Source organism: Pyxidicoccus sp. MSG2, assembly GCF_026626705.1.
In the GTDB taxonomy this organism is placed as follows: Bacteria; Myxococcota; Myxococcia; order Myxococcales; family Myxococcaceae; genus Myxococcus.
The window spans coordinates 751885-770867 of the sequence record NZ_JAPNKC010000001.1 but is presented as its reverse complement, the minus strand read 5'-3'; the positions used below and the strand labels follow the sequence as shown (position 1 = coordinate 770867).

19 protein-coding genes are annotated in these 18983 nt (G+C 70.1%); 10 read left to right on the top strand and 9 right to left on the bottom strand.

The features are described 5' to 3' along the window. Positions 1-3 precede the first annotated feature (3 nt). From OV427_RS03305 to OV427_RS03290, 4 genes are all read left to right on the top strand, one after another. The gene (locus OV427_RS03305; protein ID WP_267854656.1) at positions 4-1245 is read left to right on the top strand and encodes an aspartate aminotransferase family protein; all 1242 of its coding nucleotides are present in this window, start codon (positions 4-6) and stop codon (positions 1243-1245) included. A 107-nt stretch (positions 1246-1352) separates the two neighbouring features. Next, positions 1353-2696, top strand: a complete 1344-nt coding sequence (locus tag OV427_RS03300) for a J domain-containing protein (RefSeq protein ID WP_267854655.1) — start codon at positions 1353-1355, stop codon at positions 2694-2696. 17 nt (positions 2697-2713) lie between these two features. Further along, a complete protein-coding gene (gene dnaK / locus OV427_RS03295) occupies positions 2714-4552 on the top strand; it encodes a molecular chaperone DnaK (RefSeq protein WP_267854654.1) in 1839 nt (612 codons plus the stop codon). After that, entirely contained in the window at positions 4553-5437 is an 885-nt protein-coding gene (locus OV427_RS03290; protein WP_267854653.1) for a hypothetical protein, read from the top strand. A gap of 4 nt (positions 5438-5441) precedes the next feature. On the opposite strand, the gene OV427_RS03285 is transcribed toward OV427_RS03290, so the two are convergent. Genes OV427_RS03285 through OV427_RS03260 form a run of 6 tightly spaced genes read right to left on the bottom strand, consistent with a single transcriptional unit; the run spans position 5442 to position 9533 of the window. Further along, positions 5442-5921, bottom strand: a complete 480-nt coding sequence (locus OV427_RS03285; RefSeq protein ID WP_267854652.1) for an FAS1-like dehydratase domain-containing protein — start codon at positions 5919-5921, stop codon at positions 5442-5444. Between the two features lie 4 nt (positions 5922-5925). Continuing rightward, entirely contained in the window at positions 5926-6321 is a 396-nt protein-coding gene (locus OV427_RS03280) for a MaoC family dehydratase (RefSeq protein WP_163997289.1), read from the bottom strand. Between the two features lie 27 nt (positions 6322-6348). Continuing rightward, complete coding sequence (locus tag OV427_RS03275) at positions 6349-7263, bottom strand: hypothetical protein (protein ID WP_267854651.1); 915 nt, start codon at positions 7261-7263, stop codon at positions 6349-6351. A gap of 2 nt (positions 7264-7265) precedes the next feature. After that, the gene (locus OV427_RS03270) at positions 7266-8435 is read right to left on the bottom strand and encodes an SDR family oxidoreductase (protein WP_267854650.1); all 1170 of its coding nucleotides are present in this window, start codon (positions 8433-8435) and stop codon (positions 7266-7268) included. Between the two features lie 23 nt (positions 8436-8458). Beyond that, positions 8459-9055 (bottom strand): dephospho-CoA kinase, encoded by a 597-nt coding sequence (gene coaE / locus OV427_RS03265; protein WP_267854649.1) that lies wholly within the window; start codon positions 9053-9055, stop codon positions 8459-8461. A gap of 10 nt (positions 9056-9065) precedes the next feature. Further along, complete coding sequence (locus tag OV427_RS03260) at positions 9066-9533, bottom strand: hypothetical protein (RefSeq protein ID WP_267854648.1); 468 nt, start codon at positions 9531-9533, stop codon at positions 9066-9068. A gap of 152 nt (positions 9534-9685) precedes the next feature. Here OV427_RS03260 and OV427_RS03255 point away from each other — a divergent pair, with 152 nt between their 5' ends. The 6 genes from OV427_RS03255 to OV427_RS03230 all read left to right on the top strand — a co-directional run bounded on the left by OV427_RS03255 (position 9686) and on the right by OV427_RS03230 (position 15987). Continuing rightward, a complete protein-coding gene (locus OV427_RS03255) occupies positions 9686-10183 on the top strand; it encodes a cytochrome c3 family protein (protein WP_267854647.1) in 498 nt (165 codons plus the stop codon). Positions 10184-10187: 4 nt separating this feature from the next. Beyond that, positions 10188-10811 carry a ribosome biogenesis GTP-binding protein YihA/YsxC gene (yihA, locus tag OV427_RS03250; protein ID WP_267854646.1) on the top strand — a complete coding sequence of 208 codons (624 nt, stop codon included), beginning with the start codon at positions 10188-10190 and terminating at the stop codon, positions 10809-10811. Positions 10812-10936: 125 nt separating this feature from the next. Then, positions 10937-12610, top strand: coding sequence for a DUF6178 family protein (locus tag OV427_RS03245; protein WP_267854645.1), 1674 nt, complete (start codon positions 10937-10939; stop codon positions 12608-12610). 150 nt (positions 12611-12760) lie between these two features. Next, a complete protein-coding gene (exoJ, locus tag OV427_RS03240; protein ID WP_267854644.1) occupies positions 12761-14047 on the top strand; it encodes a spore coat polysaccharide polymerase ExoJ in 1287 nt (428 codons plus the stop codon). After that, on the top strand, positions 14037-15191 hold the full coding sequence (exoK, locus tag OV427_RS03235; protein ID WP_267854643.1) for a spore coat polysaccharide biosynthesis glycosyltransferase ExoK: 1155 nt from the start codon (positions 14037-14039) through the stop codon (positions 15189-15191). Before exoJ ends, exoK begins: the two co-directional genes overlap by 11 nt. Before the next feature lie 106 nt (positions 15192-15297). Beyond that, a complete protein-coding gene (locus OV427_RS03230; RefSeq protein WP_267854642.1) occupies positions 15298-15987 on the top strand; it encodes a DUF4097 family beta strand repeat-containing protein in 690 nt (229 codons plus the stop codon). Between the two features lie 117 nt (positions 15988-16104). Here OV427_RS03230 and OV427_RS03225 read toward each other — a convergent pair whose 3' ends face one another. The 3 genes from OV427_RS03225 to OV427_RS03215 are packed head-to-tail and all read right to left on the bottom strand — an operon-like array spanning position 16105 to position 18960. After that, positions 16105-17211 (bottom strand): quinone-dependent dihydroorotate dehydrogenase, encoded by a 1107-nt coding sequence (locus tag OV427_RS03225; RefSeq protein WP_267854641.1) that lies wholly within the window; start codon positions 17209-17211, stop codon positions 16105-16107. Between the two features lie 8 nt (positions 17212-17219). Beyond that, the gene (locus tag OV427_RS03220; RefSeq protein WP_267854640.1) at positions 17220-18215 is read right to left on the bottom strand and encodes an adenosine deaminase; all 996 of its coding nucleotides are present in this window, start codon (positions 18213-18215) and stop codon (positions 17220-17222) included. Positions 18216-18252: 37 nt separating this feature from the next. Beyond that, positions 18253-18960, bottom strand: coding sequence for a Smr/MutS family protein (locus OV427_RS03215; RefSeq protein WP_267854639.1), 708 nt, complete (start codon positions 18958-18960; stop codon positions 18253-18255). Positions 18961-18983: the final 23 nt, after the last annotated feature.

Here is an 18983-nt window from a genome sequence, read left to right as displayed (position 1 = left end):
AGGATGACCGCCTTGTCGCAACCCCCGCCGTCCCCCTCCGTCCCCACGCCCGCCAACGACGCCATCATCCAGGAGGCGAAGCGGCACCTGCTGCAGAACTACAAGCAGCAGCCCATCGTCCTGGTGCGCGGGCAGGGGACTCGGGTGTGGGACGCGGACGGTCGCGAGTATCTGGACCTGCTCGGCGGCATCGCCACGTGTGCGCTCGGCCACTGCCACCCCGAGGTGACGGCCGCGGCGAAGGCGCAGCTCGACTCGCTCTGGCACGTCTCCAACGTCTTCTACTCGCAGCCGCAGATAGACCTCGCCGCGCAGCTCACCGAGTGGTCCGGGCTGCCGCGCGCGTTCTTCTGCAACTCGGGCGGCGAGGCCAACGAGGCGCTCCTCAAGCTGGCCCGCAAGGTGATGAAGGACCGCGGCACGCCCGAGCGCTACGAGGTCATCTCCTTCGAGAAGAGCTTCCACGGCCGCACGCTCGCCACCGTCACCGCCACCGGACAGCCGAAGTACCACGCGGGCTTCGAGCCGCTGCCCGCCGGCTTCACCCACGTGCCCTACGGCGACATGGAAGCCGTCCGCCGCGCCGTCGGCCCCGCCACCGCCGCCATCCTCGTGGAGCCCATCCAGGGCGAGGGCGGGGTGCGCATCGCGCCTCCGGGCTTCCTCACCGCCCTGCGCGCCCTGTGCGACGAGCGCGGGCTCTTGCTCCTGGTGGACGAGGTGCAGACGGGCATGGGCCGCACCGGCAAGCCCTTCGGCTTCATGCACGAGGGCATCCGCCCGGACGCCATCAGCCTCGCCAAGGCGCTGGGCAACGGCCTGCCCATCGGCGCCATGCTCTGCCGGGAGGAGCTCGGCGCCAGCCTCGTCCCGGGCACGCACGGCTCCACCTTCGGCGGCAACCTCGTCGCCGCCGCCGCCGCCAACGCGGTGCTGCGCATCCTCCGCCGGCCCGAGACGCTCCCGGAGGTCACCGAGAAGGGCGCGCACTTCCTCGCCCGCGCCCGCGAGCTGCAGGCGCGGCTGCCCGCCGGCCGCATCCAGGCCGTGCGGGGCCAGGGCCTGCTGCTGGGCCTGGAGCTGGACCGCGACGTGGCCCCCGTCATCGCCAGCCTCCGCGAGGCCGGACTCCTGGTGAATGCCGCCGGCGACCGCACGGTGCGCTTCGCGCCCCCCTTCATCGTCACCCGGAAGGAATTGGACGAGGGCCTCGCCATCGTCGAACGCGTGCTGGCCGCGCTCTGACGCGGTGCCAATCGAAGAAATCCAGAAAACCCTGTAACGGACGTTTGACGCCCCGCGTCCGGAACCCTAGTCTGGGCACTCCCGCTGCCCTTTCGCGGACCGTCCTAGTGAGCGCGCCAAACACGATCGTCGGGCTGGGGGCCCGGACGGACCACATCGCCACGGTGCCCCATGTGGACCCGGTCCGCCTCCAGCTCACCGCGGAGGAGGGCGCGGTGCTTTCGCTCGTGGGCCGGGTGGAGCGCATCGACCAGGTGCTGGCCCGCTCATCGCTCGGCGAGGCGCGCACGATTGCGGTGCTGCTGGCGCTGCGGGCCAAGGGCGCCATCGTCCCCGCCCGCGTGGTGGCCCGCACCCAGCCCGCGCCCTCCGTGGACGCGGCCCTGCTCGAGGAGGTGGACCTCGAGCCGGAGCGGAAGAAGGAAATCATCGAGCTGGAGCGCGCGCTGGACGCGCTGGACCACTTCGCCGTGATGGGCCTGAAGCCGGGCGCCTCGCCGGCGGACGTGAAGCAGGCGTATTACAACGCCTCGCGCCGCTTCCATCCGGACCGCTACTTCGGGAAGAACCTGGGCAGCTTCCGCGCCCGCATGGAGCGCATCTTCCGGCGCCTCACCGACGCCCACAACGTCCTCACCCAGCCGGACAAGCGCGAGGCGTACCTCCGGGCGAATCCCGCGCTGGGGCTCGCCGCCGCGGCCGCCACGCCGCCTCCCGTGGCCCCGCCGCCGCCCGAGCCTCCGCCGCCGCTCACCCCCGTGCCCCCTCCGGTCCACGTCGCGTACGTCCCGCCGGCCCCGCCGCCGAGGCCCGCCGCGCCGCCGCCCCGGGCTCCGCCCGCGCCCGCGCCGCCTCCGGTGAATGACGCGGAGTCCGAGGCCCGCCGCGCCGAGCGGCAGGCCCGCCTGGCCCGGCACCCGTACCTCGCCCGGACGGGCAAGCTGTCCGAGCTGCTGGCCCGGGGGAAGGCCGCCGTCGCCAAGGGCGACTGGGAGCGGGCGTACCAGGACTTCCACCAGGTGCAGATGTTGGACCCGAAGAACCGCGAGGCCGGAACGCTGCTGGTGGAGGCCCGCCGCCGCCACGACGCGCAGCGGGCCTCCGTGGAGCTGGCCCGCGGCAAGACGCTGGAGCAGGGCGCGGACGCCAACGGGGCCTATGCGGCCTACCGGCTCGCCAGCTCGTTGGACGAGCAGAGCGCCGAGGCCGCCTTCCGCGCCGCGCGCCTGGGGTACCAGCTTGGCCAGGACGTAGCGGAGGTGAAGTCGCTGGCGCAGCGCGCCGTGGACCAACAACCGGAGCGCATCGAACACCATGTGCTGCTCGGAAAGGTGCTCATGGACGCTGGATCGAAGAAGCTCGCCAAGCGGGCCTTCGAGGAAGCCGCGAAGCTGGATCCAGACAACGCCGAGGCAAAGGCGGCCCTCAAGAAGCTGCGCTGGACGTTCTAGGATGCATACGGTTCCCCATGGCTGAAGCCGAACCCCTCATAGGCATCGACCTGGGGACGACGAACAGCATCGTCGCCACCGTCCAGGACGGCCAGCCCATCGTCATCAAGAACCGCACGGGCCAGGCGCTCACGCCGTCCGTGGTGGCGGTGTCCAAGAACGCCAAACGGCTGGTGGGGAGCATCGCCAAGCGCCAGGCGATTACGAACCCGCAGGAGACGGTGTACGCCGCCAAGCGGCTCATCGGCCGGAAGTTCTCCTCGCACGAGGTGCAGAACGCGCTGCGCTCACTGCCGTACGAGGTGGTGGCCGGGCAGCATGACGACCTGCGCATCCGCATGGGCGGCAAGGACCTGTCCGTCCCGGAGCTCAGCGCGATGATCCTCCAGGAGCTGAAAGCGGACGCGGAGGCGCACTTCGGCCGGCCCGTGAGCAAGGCCGTCATCACCGTGCCGGCGTACTTCAACGACGCCCAGCGCCAGGCCACGAAGGACGCGGGCCGCATCGCCGGGCTGGAGGTGCTGCGCATCATCAACGAGCCCACCGCGGCCGCGCTGGCCTACGGCTTCGGGCGCACGGTGAACGGGCGCGTGGCGGTGCTGGACCTGGGCGGCGGCACGTTCGACGTGTCGGTGCTGGAAATCAACCAGGGCGTCTTCGACGTGGTGGCCACGGGCGGGGACACGTACCTGGGCGGAGAGGACTGGGACAACCGCATCATCGAGTGGCTGGTGTTCGGCTTCGCCAAGGAGCACGGCATCGACCTGCGCAAGGACCGCATGGCGTTGCAGCGGCTCAAGGACGCGGCGGAGAAGGCCAAGGTGGAGCTGTCCGGCGTGCGCGAGGCACAGCTCAACCTGCCCTTCATCAGCACGCCGCCCGGAGGCGGGGCGGCGCTGCACCTCCAGTCCACGCTCAGCCGCGACAAGCTGGATGACCTGACGAACGACCTGACCGAGCGCGTGGTGGGCCTCACCACCGAGGTGCTGGGCGAGGCGGCTGTGCGCCCCTCGGAGCTGAAGGAGGTCATTCTCGTCGGGGGCATGTCGCGCATGCCCAAGATCGTGGAGGCCGTGCGCGGCTACTTCCGCCGCGAGCCGTGCAAGGGCGTGCACCCGGAGGAGGTGGTGGCGCTGGGCGCCGCCATCCAGGCCCACGCGCTGGTGGGGGAGAGCGAGCTGCTCCTGCTGGACGTGACGCCGCAGAGCCTGGGCGTGGCCATCGCCGGGGGCTCCGTGAAGCGCATCATCCCCAAGAACACCACGGTGCCCACGTCGGCGACGGAGGTGTTCGCCACGTCGAAGGACTTCCAGCACACGGTGAAGATCATGGTGCTGCAGGGCGAGCACGAGCTGGCGCACCAGAACGAGCTGCTGGGCGAGTTCGTCCTCACCGGCCTGCGCCAGGCACCGCGCGGGCAGGTGGAAATCGACGTGACGTTCGACATCAACGCGGAGGGCATCGTCTCCGTGTCCGCGAAGGACCGGGACACCGGGCTGCGCCAGTCCATCACCGTCACCGCGTCCAGCGGCCTGACGGAGGAGGAGCTGCAGCGCATCATGGAGGAGCAGCGCGAGTACCTCATGGCCGCGCGCATCTCCGACGAGCTGAAGACGAAGCGCATGGAGCTGGACTCGCTGGCGCGCGACGTGGTGGATGCGCTGACGCGGGCGCGGCTGTTGCCGGGCGGTGGAGGCCTGGGGCCGGACGTGGTGCCCCGCGCGGAACAGGCGCTGGAGCATGCGCGCCGGGTGAGGGAGAACGAAGACGTGGGGGCGCTCGCGCGGGCCTGTGAGCTGCTGTCGGGCTCGCTCACCCAGCTGCGGAAGCCCGGCCCGGGTGGGATGGGGCGATAGATGAGTCCCCAGCGCGCGAATCAGCTCATCGAGGCGGGACTGTGGCTGCGCCTGAGCGGCGACATGCGGGGCGCGCAGCGTCTCTTCGAGCGCGCCCTGCAACTGGACCCGGGTAACACGCGCGCGAAGGAGTACCTGGAGGCCGCCACGGCGGCGCTGTCCGCGGGGAGCGTGACGCCCTTCTCACCGCCCCAGGCGGACGTGGTGCGGCTCCCGGCGCAGGTGCTGGGGCGGCTGGCGCCGACGGCTCCCTCGCTGGACGGGGACTGGGGCGCGTGGGCCGAAGGGCAGGGTGGACCGCCGCCGGAGGGCGCGAGCTGGAAGACGCCCGCGCCGGTGTACCTGCCGGAAGTTCTGGCCAACAGCCGCGTGGACGCGATGGAGCTGCTGGCGCGGGAGGACGACGACTCCGAGCCACAGGTGTTCGCGCTCGCCGACAACGACACGCAGGAGTTCGGCATCCCGAAGGGTGACACGCAGGAGTATGGCCTGCCCCCCGCCGAGGGTGAGCTGGACCTGCTGCTGCGCGGGGCGGAGGACCTGCTGGAGCTGGATGACCACTCCGGCGCGGTGGACCTGCTGTTCAAGGCGCAGGAACTGGCGCCGGGGGACCCGCGCGTCGAGGCACTGCGGCAGCGCAGCGAGCGGATGCTGATGGCGATGCTGGAGTCCAAGCTGGGTGACCTCGGGCGGGTGCCCCGGGTGCGCCTGCAGCCGGATGACATCATCTGGCTGAACCTGGACCACCGCGCCGGCTTCGTGCTGGCGCAGATTGACGGCGCGGTGTCCTACGAAGATTTGTTCGCCCTGTCGGGGATGACGCGGCTGGATACCGCGCGCATCCTCGCGCAGCTGCTGGACGAAGGCGTCATCACCGCGGGCTGAGGACTCAGCCCCGCACCACGCCGGACCACGTCCCCTTCACCACGACCTCGCCGCGCTGGTTGCGCGACTCGGTGGTGACGACGACGAAGCCCATGCGGGCCTTCTCGTAGATGTCCGCGATGCGGCCGGTGGTCGTCATGACATCACCGGGGCGCATCACGTCCATGAACTCCAATTCCTGCTCACCGTGAACGACGCGTTGGATGTCGATGCCCATGTCCGGGTCCGACAGTGCCGCGCTGAAGGGGCGGATGGCGAACACCACCGCGAAGCTGGGGAACGCAATCACGTCCCCATACGGCCCGACCTTCGCCGCCTGCGCGTCGTGGAGGAGCGGGCTGACGTGGGGGAGCGGCTCGCCCGGAGTGCCGGCGCCGGGCACCGCACCGCCAATGGCGAGGGTGAACTCGCGCAGCTTCTCCGCGCCAATCGTGTAGACGAAGGGGCCGTACTCACGGCCGATGAAGCGCTTGTCGAGGGCCATGGCGTTACTCCAGGGAGGCTTCGACGACGGCGCCCTTGAGGACGTCCTCGCCGCGCTGGTTGGTGGCGCTGATTTCCGCCGTGAGCCGGCCGTCCTGGATGGCGGTGACCTTGCCCTGGAAGGTGATGGTGTCCTCGGGACGCACGGGCTTCGAGAAGCGCACCCGCACGCGGCGCACCCGGCCCGGGTCTCCCACGAACACGCCCACGGCCTCGACGGCCCAGCCCAGCGTGCACAGCCCCTGGAGGATGTTGCCGCCGAGGCCCACGGCCTTGGCCGCCTCGGGGTCGATGTGGATGGGGTTGAAGTCCCCGGAAGCACCCGCGTAGTAGATCGGCCGGTACCGATCGCACTCGCGGACGTGCGTGAACGTGTCGCCTGTCTGGAAGGTGCGTGGCATCACCGACGTGTCTACCACGCCCGGGCCCTACTCCAGGAAGGTGAACCCGTAGCTGCCCTGTCCACCATCCGGCAGGTACATCACCAGGAACGCCGTGCCTCCTGCCGGAACCGTGAAGTCCACGATGGGATTGCGCCGGGTGAACAGCGGCTGTCTCAAGTCGCTGGCCAGGTACACCTCCACCACCGGCAGCACGCGGCCGGAAGGCCCCTCGAAGGTGAGGCGGTACTGGCTCGTGGTGCTCGCGGAGAACTCGAACCAGTCCTCGTCGCGCTGGTACTCGAAGCGCCCGTAGACGGTGTCGAACGCGTCGGGAGCGATTCGTGTAGCCGTGTCCGGGCCGTCCCCGTGGTCGTCCTCGCCCAGCTCGTTGAAGGTCAGCACGTAGTTGCCGGTGGCCGCGGAGATGTCCACGGGCGAGTGGCTCACGCGCAGGAAGTAGGGCGCGGTGGTGGGCGTCTTGAAGGTCATCTCCGCGCGAGGCCGGCCATCCACCGCGTCCAGCCACACGCCGCCCTGGTCGAACGCGTCCACTCGGGGCAGCAGGCTGCCGCCTTCGGGTACCACCGTCACCGAGTAGATGCGGCCCGCCCGCGCCTCGAAGCGGAAGAAGTCCAGGTCGCCAATGGGATTGATGCTCCGCGGATTGACCCGCCCGTCCGGCACCAGCGTCCGTGCACGCGCTTGGCAGTCATCCGGCTCCGACGCGTCCCCGGCGTGCTCCGCGCAGTTGGCCTCGCTCACCAATTCACACGCGCCGCTCGGACGGGCCACGTAGCCCGTGTCACACAGGCACCGCGCCTCGTCTCCCTCCACGACGCATTGAGAGCGGTTCGGCTCGCGGCAGGTGGACGGCGTGCAGAGGGGCTCGTCACCGCCCGAGTCGACGACGCAGCCGGTGGTTGCGAGGACCGCCGCGAGGAGGAGGATGCGTGTGCCCATGCTCAGCGCCCCTGTCGGTGGCTGGAGTCGGCTTCGTCACGCTCGGGCGAGGGGCCGTGGTCCAGCGGGTCGTCCACCTGGGGGTCCTCGCGGCGCTTGCGGTACTGCTCGCGCACGTACGTCACCAGCTGGTCCAGGTACGAGGAGAGGGGAGGGCACCGCACGCCCGTGCCGTCCAGCAGCTCCAGCGTGTTGTGGCAGTTGTAGATGGCCAGGTGATTCACGTAGCTGATGGCCGCGCGCTGGGGCCGGGCCAGCTTCTCCAGCACGGGCAGCCGCAGCATGACATCCGCCGCGCGGGCGGAGAGGTTGAAGCGCGGCAGCTTCTTGTTGGCCTTCTCCGCGATGAGCTCGTACACGCGGCGCGCGCTCATGGGGTTGGGGTCCACCAGGTGGAACGTCCGCCCCGCGGCGCGCGGGTCCTTCGACAGCCGCAGCACCGCGTCCACCACGAAGTCCACCGGCACCACGTTGAGCGGCGCCACGCCGTTGCCCGGCAGCGGCAGCGGCACCACCAGCGGCGACGTGACGAGCAGGATGCCCAGGTAGTAGGGCCCCTCGAACTTGTCGATCTCCCCCGTGCGCGAGTCCCCCACCACGCTGGAGGGACGGAAGATGGTGACGGGCAGGGTGGCCCCCGCGCGCTGCACCAGCCGCTCCGCCTGGAACTTCGTCTCCTCGTACGGGTTGCGGAAGGCCTGGCCGCGGTCCAGCTCGTCCTCGGCGATGACACCCACCCTGTCACCCGACACGTAGCAGGTGGAGAAGTGGTTGAAGCGCGCCAGGTGCGAGCAGTCCCGCGCCAGCTCCAGCATGTTGCGGGTGCCGTCCACGTTCACCCGCCACGCGGTGTCCTTCGGCACGCCGAGCTGGGCCACCGCCGCGAGGTGGAAGATGTCCGTCGCCCGCTCGCACAGGCGCTGGTACTCCTCGCCGGACAGGCCCAGGTGCATGTCCACCACGTCGCCGGTGAGCAGCTCCACCGGAGCGCCCTTCACCTTCGCCGCGTGCTTCTGCGCGTCCTTGAGGTGCTTGGGCTGCACCAGCGCGTAGATGTGCCCCTTCGGGTCCTCCCGCGCGATGTGCTCCACCAGCCGCTTGCCGATGAACCCGGGGTAGCCGGTGATGAAATACGTCCCGGCGCCGCCGCCCTTCTTGCGCGTCTCGCTCATGCGGCGCGCAGCATACCCGCCCGTCAGCCCCGCGCGAGCATGGCCCGCCACACAGATTCCACCTGGGCCCGGGTGGCGGCCAGGTCACCACTGTTGTCGATGACCCACGTGGCGTGCGCCCGCTTCTCGTCCAGGGGGAGCTGGGCGGCCAGCCGGCCCTCCGCCCCCGCCGCGTCCAGCCCGTCCCGCGACATCAGCCGGGCCTTCTGCGAATCCCGGGGCACCCACACCACCGCCACCCCCTCCATCCACTGGTGCATCCCCGCCTCGATGAGCAGGGGCACGTCGTAGATGACGCGCTTCACGCCCCGGGCCTCCAGTGCCTGGACCTTCTCCAGGAAGGCCTCGCGCACCCGGGGGTGGATGATGGCGTTGAGGGCGGCGCGCTCGATGGCGTCCGAGAAGACGTGCGCGCCCAGCTTCACCCGGTCCAACCGGCCGTCGGGGCCCACCACGCCGGGGAAGCGCGCGGCCACGTCGGCGAGGCCCGGGGTGCCGGGCTCCACCACCTCGCGGGCCAGTACGTCCGCGTCCAGCACCTCGGCGCCCAGCTCGCGGAGCATCCGGGTGACGGTGCTCTTGCCGGAGGCGATGCCGCCCGTCAGCCCGAAGACGTGCATGGTGCGCGGCCTACTTCGCGGCCTTCTGCGTGGTGAAGGTGAACGACTGCACCGACTTGCCGTCCTCGTTGAAGAAGATGGCCAGCCCCAGCTTCGGGTAGAGGAAGTAGGTGCGGAAGTCCTCCGTCAGCTTGCGCAGGTAGCACGGGCTGGCGGGCGCCGGGCCGGCGGGGCAGGCGGGGCCGTAGCTGTTCTCAATCGTCTCCTTGTCGATGACCGGCCCGGGGAACACGTCGATGCGCTCCACCAGTTGCGAGCCGGGGTCGACCTTGAACTGGGCCTGGGTGGTGCCCTTGATGGCCTCCTTGCCCAGGTAGGCGATGATCTCCTTGCCGTCCTGGGTGACGGTGCGCGAGGGCTCACCGAACTTCTTGATGATTTCCTCGCGCTTCGAAGTGCCGGGCTCGATGCCCTGCCAGGGCTTGGCGGCGGCGGGGACGGCGAAGGCGAGCACGGCGAGCAGGGTCAGGGTCCGCATCACGATTCCTCCCTAACGGATTGAGCAGGCAGGGCTCAAGAAATCCACAGTGTTTCAAACGGATGATGCTGGCCGGCATTCAATCACGAGACGCCTTGCCCCGTCCGGGGGGGTCTGCTAGTCGGACCGTCATGCCTGCTCCTGGCTCCAGGATGATGCTCCTGCTCGCCCTCGCCCTCGGTGGCGCGGCCGCCGCCGCCGACTTCGTCGGCCCGGACAGCTGCAAGGGCTGCCACCCCGAGGCCTACGACGCGTGGATGCAGTCCAAGCATGCCCGCGCGGAGAACTCCCTCTCCGAGCAGCAGCGCAAGGACGGGCGCTGCCTGTCCTGCCACTCCCCGGATCAGGGCGCGCAGGCCACGGCCAGCGTCACCTGCGAGACGTGCCACGGCGGCGGCCAGTACTACTCGCCCGAGTACGTGATGAAGGACCCGGAACTGGCCCGGCTGGTGGGGCTGGTGGACCCGTCAGAGAAGCAGTGCCGCTCCTGCCACGACGCTTCCTCGCCCTCCCTCCGGCCTTTCGACTTCAAGGAGTCGCTCAAGGCCATCGACCACTGGTCCGCCGAGCGCGCCCGCCGCTCCGGCCGGACCGACGCGTCCTCTACTTCCACCTCCACGGCGCCAGCCCCGGCCAGCGCCAAGAAATAGTCGCGTGATCAAGGTTCTCGACGCCCGCTTTGTCGTCACCGCCGTGGAGCCCAAGGGCTACCCGCCGGGCCATACCGCGGAGGTGGCCTTCGTCGGCCGCTCCAACGTGGGCAAGTCTTCCATGATCAACGCGCTCACCAACCGCAGGAAGCTGGTGCGCGTGTCGAACACCCCGGGCCGCACCCGGACGCTCAACTTCTTCGACGTGGACCTGGAGCGCAAAGGCGTGCGCCACGCGGTGCGCCTGTGCGATCTGCCCGGCTACGGCTTCGCCAAGGCCAGCAAGACGGACAAGAAGCAGTGGGAGGAGATGATCACCACCTACCTCGAGAAGCGGCACCGCCTGGAGGCGGTGGTCAGCATCATCGACGCGGAGGTGGGGCCTACCCCGGACGACCTGGCCACGCTCGACTACCTCCAGGCCCACAACCGTCGCATCCTCGTCGTGGCGACCAAGGTGGACCGGCTCACCAAGGCCCAGCGCAAGCCCCGCATGCTGGCGCTCTCCAAGGCCATGGACCTGCCCCTGGAGATCATCCTTCCCTTCTCCTCGACGGAGAAGCTGGGAGTCGATGAAGTCTGGGGCGCCCTGCTCGATACCTTCGGGAAGTCCACCCGGGTGGAGTGAGCAGGGCGCGGCGCAGAACGTTTCCTGACCTTTTCCGTTTGTGGGTGCGAGGTCGTCATCCGGTAGTCGCCGCTCGCGGTGGCGTTCCCCTCCCGGCTCGGGAGGGGGTGTGGTAGGCACGCCGCGTGTCTGAAAACGGCAAGGGAAATGGCAGAGACGCGCAGCTCGCCCCGCGAGAGCTGCGCCAGCGGTTGATGCGGCTGTCCCCGCGGCAGCGGATGGACGCCCTCCTGGAGGCTTCGGATGCGCGGGCGGTGGTGCGCTCGCTGCCTCCGGAGGACCTCTACGTCACCATCCAGGAAGTGGGGCTGGCGGATGCGACGGAGCTGGTGCAGCTCGCGTCGCCCGGCCAGTTCCGCGCCTTCGTGGACCTGGGCGGCTGGCACCGCGACAAGGTGGACTCGCACGCGGTGCTCACCTGGCTGCGCGCCGCGCGCGGCGGGGTGGACGACACCGGGGATTTCCTCCGCAAGCTGCACGCGGTGGACCTGGAGGTGCTGGAGTTGCTGCTGCGCGAGTTCTCCGAGGTGCATGACCTGGAGGAGAACCCGGACGTCAACCCGCCCGGCGTGACGATGGAGACGCCCGAGGGGCGCTACCTCATCGAAATCAAGGCCGAGGGCGTGGAGATGTCCGCCGTGCGCTCGCTCCTCAATGACCTCATCGCGGAGAACCCCTTCGAGGCGGTGCGGCTGCTGGAGGCCGTGCGCTGGGAGATTCCCAGCGAGATGGAGGAGACGGCCTACCAGTTCCGCCGCGGGCGGCTGCTGGACATGGGCTTCCCCACGCTGGAGGACGCGGTGTCCCTCTTCAGCCGCGTGGACGTGGGCGCCCCGGTGGACACGACGAAGGCGCCGGGCGCCGCGCTGGCGGCCACCGGCGGGCACGTGGACTACCTGGAGGCGGCCTTCCGCGGGCTGACGATGCTGGAGCGGGAGAACGCGGAGGACGAGCTGCGGGACGTGGCCAACGCCGCGCTGGTGGCGGAGCTGGCGGACCCTGGAGACCTGGACGCCACGCGCCAGGCGGCGGAGATGGTCCGCGACTACCTCTCGCTGGGGCTGGAGCACCTGACGGGCGCCGTCCCCGGCCGCGCCTCGGACGCGCTGCGCGACACGCCGCTGCGCCGCGTCTTCCAGGTGGGCTTCTCGCTGACGCTCCAGCTCAAGTTCCGGGCGGACCGGCTGGTGAAGGCACCGGGCGCCATGCTCGAGGGCGTGCTGATGGTGCTGCCGGAGGAGGCCGCGGCCATCGACGCGCTCCGGCGCAAGCGGCCGCGCCGCGCGCTGCGGGTGGAGGGCGCGGAGCCGGTGCCCTTCCGCTCCCTGCGCGAGGTGGCCTCCACCGAGGCGCTGCTGGCCCGCGCGGAGGCCCAGGTGGCGCTGCTGCGCGGGATGCTGGGCGGCTCCGCCGAGGCCGCGCACACGGCGGTGGCCCGCTTCGGCGTGCCGCTGGAGACGCTGGGCGTGGAGCGCCTGCTGGCCGCGGTGGTGGCCATGGCGGTGCTGGAGGGCCGGGCGGACGCGCGCCCCGTGCCCCTGGGGCGCACGGTGGAGCTGGGCCAGCGCCTCTTCGAGGGCACCCCCGAGGAGCCGCGTCTGCGCCCCTCCGCCGCCGAGCGCGTCTTCGCCGGCCTGGAGAACGCGGTGCCCCCCGAGGCCCGCGAGGAGCTGCGGCGCCTGGTGGGACTGACACTCACCCGGCTGTTGGACGAGCTGGGCACGGCCTGGCTCCAGGAGGGGCGGTTGGATCCAGTCGCCACCGCCGTGCTTCCCATGGAGAGCAGCCCGGTACCGTAGGTTTTTCAGTCCTGGGCGGCCCGGGGCACGGAAGGGGCCGCCCAAGCGTAGGAGATCCAAGCCTTTGCCCGTTGGGGCGGCTGGCATGTCCTCTGCTACCGGCAGGGCACGCGTGATTGTGCGCGAGGCAACTGCTGGGAGGTGGAGGGAATGGTGCCGGGCGACCAGGGACAGCGCCGTGACTTGTGGGCCTTCTATGCGCTGACCGCGTTCGCGGCGGTGTTGTATGCGGCGCCGGGTGAGTGGATCCCCGCGCTGGCGGAGCTGCGGCTGGCGCTGGTGACATCGGTGCTGGCGGCGGGGTTGATGGTGATGCGGCGGCTGGGCAAGGCCGAGCCGCTCTACGTGGACGGCTCGCGAGGGCTGGCGCTGATTGGTTTTTCGACGCTGGCGGTGGCGTCGCTCTCCTGGTCGCTGAACCCGGAGGTGACGCAGGCGACGGGCGTGGAGCTGCTGAAGCTCACGGCCATCTACCTCACCATCGTCAACGTCATCACCAGCGGCAAGCGGCTCGCGGTGGTGTGCGGGGCCATGGTGCTGGCGTCGGTGGTGACGTCCATCGGCGTCATCAACTGGTACCTGGTGGGCGAGGACCTGGTGGAGGGCTTCCGCGCGCGGTGGGTGGGCGTCTACGCGGACCCGAACCACATGGCCATGAACATTGGCCTGGTGGTGCCGCTGGCCGTCGCCTTCATGGCGCGCAAGGGCAGCGCGTGGCTGTGGCGGCTGGCGTGCCTCGTCGCGGCGGCGCTGGCGGTGACGGCGATTGTCTTCTCTCACTCGCGCGGCGGCTTCATCGGCCTGTCGCTCGCCATGGGCATCTGGGCGGTGCGCGAGAAGCGCCGCATGCAGGCGGTGGTGGTGGGCTCCCTCTTCGTGGTGGGCCTGCTCGTGTTCGCTCCGAAGAGCTTCTGGGAGCGCAACGAGACGGTGGCCACGTTCCACGAGGACGCGTCCGCCATGGGCCGCGTGTACGCGTGGCAGGTGGCCAGCCGCATCAGCCTGGACCGGCCGCTGCTGGGCGTGGGCGCGGGCAGCTTCCGCTACGCGTGGCCGCTGTATGCGCCGCCCGAGGCGCGCCGGGCCTACGTGGCGCACAACATCTTCCTGGACGTGATTGGCGAGCTGGGCTGGGTGGGCCTCGCCTTCTTCCTGGTCTTCGCGGGCGGCGCCGCGGGCGGCGCCTTCGCGGCGTCGAGAAACCCGGAGATGGGCTGGTTGGGGCGGGCGCTGTCCGCCTCCATGGTCGGCTACCTCGTGTGTGACTTGTTCTCCGGCTACATCCTGTCCGCGCACTGCTACGTGCTCTTCGGATTGGCGGCGGCGGCGCATCGGATTGCCCGCGCGGCGGAGACGTCTTCGGTGGCGGTGCAGAAGGTTCCGGCTCCCAGGGAGCCGGCGGTGGCGGGTTGGGAGGGGTCTGGACATGCGGCGTGAGGAGGTGCGGATGGGGCGGGAGCCCCTCCGCCTGGTGCAGTTCACCCGGTCGTTCCACATTGGAGGGACGGAGGTGCAGGTGCTGGAGCTGCTGCGGGGGCTGCCCCCCAGCTACCGGCTCCAGGTCTCCGTGCTGGAGGACGCGGGGCCGCTGATGGGCTCGCTCTGGAAGCTCGGCCACGCGCCGGAGGCCTTCCCGCTCAAGGGCTCGGTGGCGCAGCCCAACACCGCGTACCAGGTGTACCGGATGGCGCGCTGGCTGAAGCAGCACCGCGTGGAGCTGGTGCACGTGCACGACTTCTACTCCACGCTCATCGCCGTGCCCGCCGCGAAGCTGGCGGGGGCGAAGGTCATCGTCGGGCGGTTGGACCTGTCCCACTGGCAGGGCCGGGTGCGGCGCGCGGTGCACGCGCGGCTGACGCGGATGGCGGACCACGTCATCGCCAACGCGGAGGCCATCCGGAACATGCTGGTGTCCGAGGAGGGCCTGCCCGCCTCGCGCGTCTCCGTCATCCACAACGGCCTGGACCTGCGGCGCTTCGACGCCCGCGTGCGCGAGGGCCTCAAGGGCCCCCTGCCGGACACGGGCGGTGCGCCGGTGGTGGTGCACGTGGCCAACATGAACCACCCCGTGAAGCGGCAGGAAGACCTGCTGCTCTCGCTGGCCATGCTCCGCCACGGCGGCACGAAGTTGCATGCCTTCCTCGTGGGGGACGGCCCGCGCCGGCCGCAATTGGAGAAGCTGGCCGCGGAGCTCGGCGTGACGGACACCGTCCACTTCCTCCGGCACCGCACCGACGTGCCGGCCATCTACGCGCGCGCCAGCTTCGGCGTGCTGTGCTCCTCCGCGGAGGGCATGTCCAACGCCGTCATGGAGGGCATGGCCTCCGGGCTGCCCATGGTGGTGACACGGGTGGGCGGCAACACCGACCTCGTCCAGGACGGCGTGCGCGGCCTCATCGTGTCACCCGAGCAGCCCGCCCAACTGGCCCAGTCCTTTGCCCAGCTCCTCTCGAATCCCGAGAAGGCGAGAGCCATGGGCCGGGCCGCGCGGGACTTCGTGGCGCGGGAGCTGTCGCTGGAGAAGATGATCCGCGTGCACGACGCGCTGTACCAGAAGGTGGCTCGCGGCATTGGCGCCTGAGGCGCATGTCAGACCGGCGTGGATACTGCCGCACGCCGTCGACGAAATCGAAAGGCGGGCCCTACGTAGGGAGGAGGGAAGCCTTACCCCTACATGAGGACCCACCATGCACCTCGCCCTCCTGGTCATCCTGGCTGCTGCCCCGGCAACACCCCAGACGTGGAAGTTTGAAACGGATGGCACTCCCGAGGTCCATATTTCCAATGTGGATGGCGCGGTGCGGGTAGATGCGGTAGACGGGAATAGCGTGGTATTCGAGGTGGTTAGGGAAGGCTCGGACTCGGGCCGGAACAAAACCGAGGTTGAAGTCGTCCAAGAAGGCGACGTGGTGAGGGCGCAGGTGTGCTGCGGGAAGTGCGAGGAGGAGCGGCACTCCTGCAAGGGTGACCTGGGGAAGGTGCGGTTCGCGGTGAAGGTGCCCCGGAGCACGGAGCTTCACGTCAGTGTCGTGAATGCCACGGTGTCAGTAGGGGGCGTGACGGGGGAGCAGGAGATTTCGGCGGTCAACGGCCGTGTGGAAGTGAACGGCTCGGAGCGAAGGATCTCGGTCAGCTCCGTAGATGGAGAAGTGGTGTTGGCACCGCGGAAGGTCGTGACTACTTCTGTGAGCACCGTTTCAGGGGATGTCCGGCTGAAGCTGCCGGCCAAGGCGGACGCGAAGGTGGAATTCAGCTCCGTCAGTGGAAGTTTCAATGGGAGTTCCGTCGCGCTCGGCTCGAAGGAGAAGAGCTACGGCGCCGGCTCCCAGGCAGTCGAAGTCAGCACGGTGAGCGGCGCGCTCACGGTGCAGGAATAGCTTTCGCGGCCCGTCAAGCACTGGGCCCGGGGCGCTCGCCGGTGAAACTCCAAGGCGCCGGCGAGCGCTCATTTTTCAGACAGCCCCGGGTGGCCTTCCAGGCACCCGGGGCTTCGTCTATGCGGAGGGCGGGGAAGCGGCCTGTCCGGTGCCCCGGTGCTCGGCGCCGATGGCGTCCCGCACCTGGCTGAAGCCATCCCGGGAGAGCAGGGCGGCGAGGCCGGGGAGGATGCGGCCCACCATGCCGGGCCCCTCGTAGATGAAGCCCGTGTAGACCTGCACCACGGACGCGCCGGCGCGCAGCTTCTCGTACACGTCCTGGGCGGTGAAGACGCCGCCCACGCCGATGATGGGCAGGGCGCCGCCGCTGCGCAGGTACGCGCGGCGGATGACGGCGTTGGCCGGCTCGCGCACGGGCGCTCCGGACAGGCCGCCCGCCTCCTTCGCCAGCGGGTGCTCGAAGGGGCGGGCGATGGTGGTGTTGGTGGCGATGAGGCCCGAGAGGCCGCACGCGCGCACCACGTCCACCACCTCGTCCACGGCCTCGGGCGTGAGGTCCGGGGCAATCTTCAGGAACAGGGGCTTGCCGGGGGCCACCGAGGCCAGGCGCTCCTGCACGGTGCGCAGCAGGTGGCCCAGCGCTTCCGGCTCCTGCAGCTTGCGCAGGCCGGGCGTGTTGGGCGACGAGGCATTCACCACCACGTAGTCGCCCAGCGGCGCGAGCGCGTCCACGCAGGCCACGTAGTCGTCCACCGCCTTCTCCAGCGGCGTGTCCTTGTTCTTGCCGATGTTGACGCCCAGCGGGCCGGGGCGCCACGTGAGCGCGCGCAGGCGCGTGGCCGCGTCCGTGGCGCCGTGGTTGTTGAAGCCCATGCGGTTGATGACGGCACGGTGCTCCGGGAGGCGGAACAGGCGCGGTGTGGGGTTGCCGGGCTGGGGCCGGGGCGTGAGGGTGCCAATCTCCACCGCGGAGAAGCCGCAGGCGAAGAGTCCGTCCACCGCCTCGGCGTCCTTGTCCAGGCCGGCGGCCAGGGCCACGGGGTGGGCGAAGCGCAGGCCCGCGACGTCCACGGCCATGCCCGGCGTGGTGCCGCGCAGTGCCTTCGCGCGCATGGATTCGCAGAGGCCGTGGGCGCGGCCGAGCTGGTGCAGCCCGGCCATGCCCAGCCGGTGCGCGCGCTCCGCGGAGAGCTGGAAGAGGAGCGAGCGGGTGAGTCCGTACATGGGCACGCTCAGGCGGGGATGAACGAGGCCTGCCGGGCCCAGGCGAGCGTCTGGTCCACCTGCTCCGGCGTGAGGATGCCGTTCTGCTCGATGATTTCGATTTCCCGGCGCATGTCCGTCTCGAGCAGGTAGGGGCCGTCGGTGTTGATGGTGAACTTCACCTTGCGGTCCCAGAAGGTGCGGCAGATGTGGCGCAGCTCCTCCACGCCCTCCACCGCCTTGGTGTGCAGGTTGGACGTGGGGCACAGCTCCAGGACGATGTCGTTCTCCCGCAGCACCTTCATGGCGTGCTCGTCGTAGGCGGCGCGGATGCCATGGCCGATGCGGTGCGGCTTGAGCTTCTCCACCACGGACATGACGCCCTCGGCGCCGGTGCCGCGCGTCTCGCCGGTGTGCACGGTGCACTTGAGGCCGGCCTTGCGGGCGCGCGCGAAGAGGTCCTCGTACTCGGCCACGCGCTCGGGCTTGAGCTCCATGGCGTTCGTCTCGGTGCCGGCCAGGTCGATGCCGTACACGCCGCGCGTGCGGTACTTGATGGCCTTGTCCACGATGATGCTGTTGAGCTTGTGGTCGAACTCGCGAGCGAGGCAGAAGATGAGCCCCATCTTCACGCCGTACTCCAGCACCGCGCGGTCCATGCCGCGCAGCGCGGCGTGGATGATGTGGTCCAGGTCCAGCTCGGAGTTGAGGTTGCGCTTCATCGGGTTGAAGCGCAGCTCCATCTGTGTCACCCGGCTACCGCGGTACTCCTTGCCGATGACCTCATAGACGGAGCGCTCGATTGCGCTCGGCGAGGACTGAATCTTCTCCGTCCACGTGTGGAGGATCTTCAGATAGTCGTCGAGGCTCCCGACCTTGCCGGGTCGGGAGGTGATGAGCTCCACGAAGTCGAAGTAGTTTTTGACGGGGAGCTTGAAGCCCTGCTGGTGGGCGATGGACCAGAGGATGTGGGGCGCAACGGCGCCGCCCACATGGATGTGCAGGTCGATGAGTTCGCGTGCCATGGCGGCATGTATGCACAGTGCCGGGCGCGCGTAAAGGTTACCGCCGGAGCAGGACGTACACCGCCCCGGTGCCCCCGTCCTGCGGACGTGCGGTGGCGAACGCCAGCACCATGTTCCCCACGCGCTTCTGGGACAGCCACTCCCTGACGCTCTCCTTGAGGACGGGAATCTGGTCCTTGGAGTTCAACCCACGTCCGTGGACGATGAGCACACATCGCTTCTTGGAGCGGCGGCTGTCCGCCAGGAAACGCTCCACGGCGTCCCTGGCCGCCGCCTGCGTCATGCCATGCAGGTCCAGGCGGCCCTGCACGGAGAAGTCGCCCCGGCGCAGCGAGCGCAGCAGGTTCCGGTCGATGCCCGGCCCCGCGCCCTCGAAGTATTCGTCGCCGCCGGTGATGTCGAAGTCGCCCTGGCCTGCGACGAGCTCCGAGAGCTCGGCGAGCGCCTCGGCATTCTCGTCGATGATTTCGGGCAGGCGCGGGTTGGGCGCCGGGGCCTCACCGCGGTTGGTGATCTGCTGCACGCCGTCCATGGCGGAATAGAAGAGGGCGGCCTCATCGGCCTCGCTGACCTTGGGCCCCTTCTTCGCCTTGGGCGGGGGAGGCGGGGCCTTGCGCTTCGCGGCCTCGGCGGCGGCAGCGGCGGCCTTGTCCTGGGCCTCCTTCTTCTCCTGGTCCTTCATCGCCTTGATGGCGGACTTGAAGGGGTTGTTGTGGAACGCCTCGTCCTTCTTCTTCTGGCTCATGGGATTCCTGGGTCTAACGGGGC

Coding starts and splice junctions, on each gene's coding strand:
- OV427_RS03305 (WP_267854656.1), top strand. CDS start 4: ATGACCGCCTTGTCGCAACCCCCGCCGTCCCCCTCCGTCCCCACGCCC.
- dnaK (WP_267854654.1), top strand. CDS start 2,714: ATGGCTGAAGCCGAACCCCTCATAGGCATCGACCTGGGGACGACGAAC.
- OV427_RS03290 (WP_267854653.1), top strand. CDS start 4,553: ATGAGTCCCCAGCGCGCGAATCAGCTCATCGAGGCGGGACTGTGGCTG.
- OV427_RS03285 (WP_267854652.1), bottom strand. CDS start 5,921: ATGGCCCTCGACAAGCGCTTCATCGGCCGTGAGTACGGCCCCTTCGTC.
- OV427_RS03280 (WP_163997289.1), bottom strand. CDS start 6,321: ATGCCACGCACCTTCCAGACAGGCGACACGTTCACGCACGTCCGCGAG.
- OV427_RS03275 (WP_267854651.1), bottom strand. CDS start 7,263: ATGGGCACACGCATCCTCCTCCTCGCGGCGGTCCTCGCAACCACCGGC.
- OV427_RS03270 (WP_267854650.1), bottom strand. CDS start 8,435: ATGAGCGAGACGCGCAAGAAGGGCGGCGGCGCCGGGACGTATTTCATC.
- coaE (WP_267854649.1), bottom strand. CDS start 9,055: ATGCACGTCTTCGGGCTGACGGGCGGCATCGCCTCCGGCAAGAGCACC.
- OV427_RS03260 (WP_267854648.1), bottom strand. CDS start 9,533: ATGCGGACCCTGACCCTGCTCGCCGTGCTCGCCTTCGCCGTCCCCGCC.
- OV427_RS03255 (WP_267854647.1), top strand. CDS start 9,686: ATGATGCTCCTGCTCGCCCTCGCCCTCGGTGGCGCGGCCGCCGCCGCC.
- exoJ (WP_267854644.1), top strand. CDS start 12,761: ATGGTGCCGGGCGACCAGGGACAGCGCCGTGACTTGTGGGCCTTCTAT.
- exoK (WP_267854643.1), top strand. CDS start 14,037: ATGCGGCGTGAGGAGGTGCGGATGGGGCGGGAGCCCCTCCGCCTGGTG.
- OV427_RS03230 (WP_267854642.1), top strand. CDS start 15,298: ATGCACCTCGCCCTCCTGGTCATCCTGGCTGCTGCCCCGGCAACACCC.
- OV427_RS03225 (WP_267854641.1), bottom strand. CDS start 17,211: ATGTACGGACTCACCCGCTCGCTCCTCTTCCAGCTCTCCGCGGAGCGC.
- OV427_RS03220 (WP_267854640.1), bottom strand. CDS start 18,215: ATGGCACGCGAACTCATCGACCTGCACATCCATGTGGGCGGCGCCGTT.
- OV427_RS03215 (WP_267854639.1), bottom strand. CDS start 18,960: ATGAGCCAGAAGAAGAAGGACGAGGCGTTCCACAACAACCCCTTCAAG.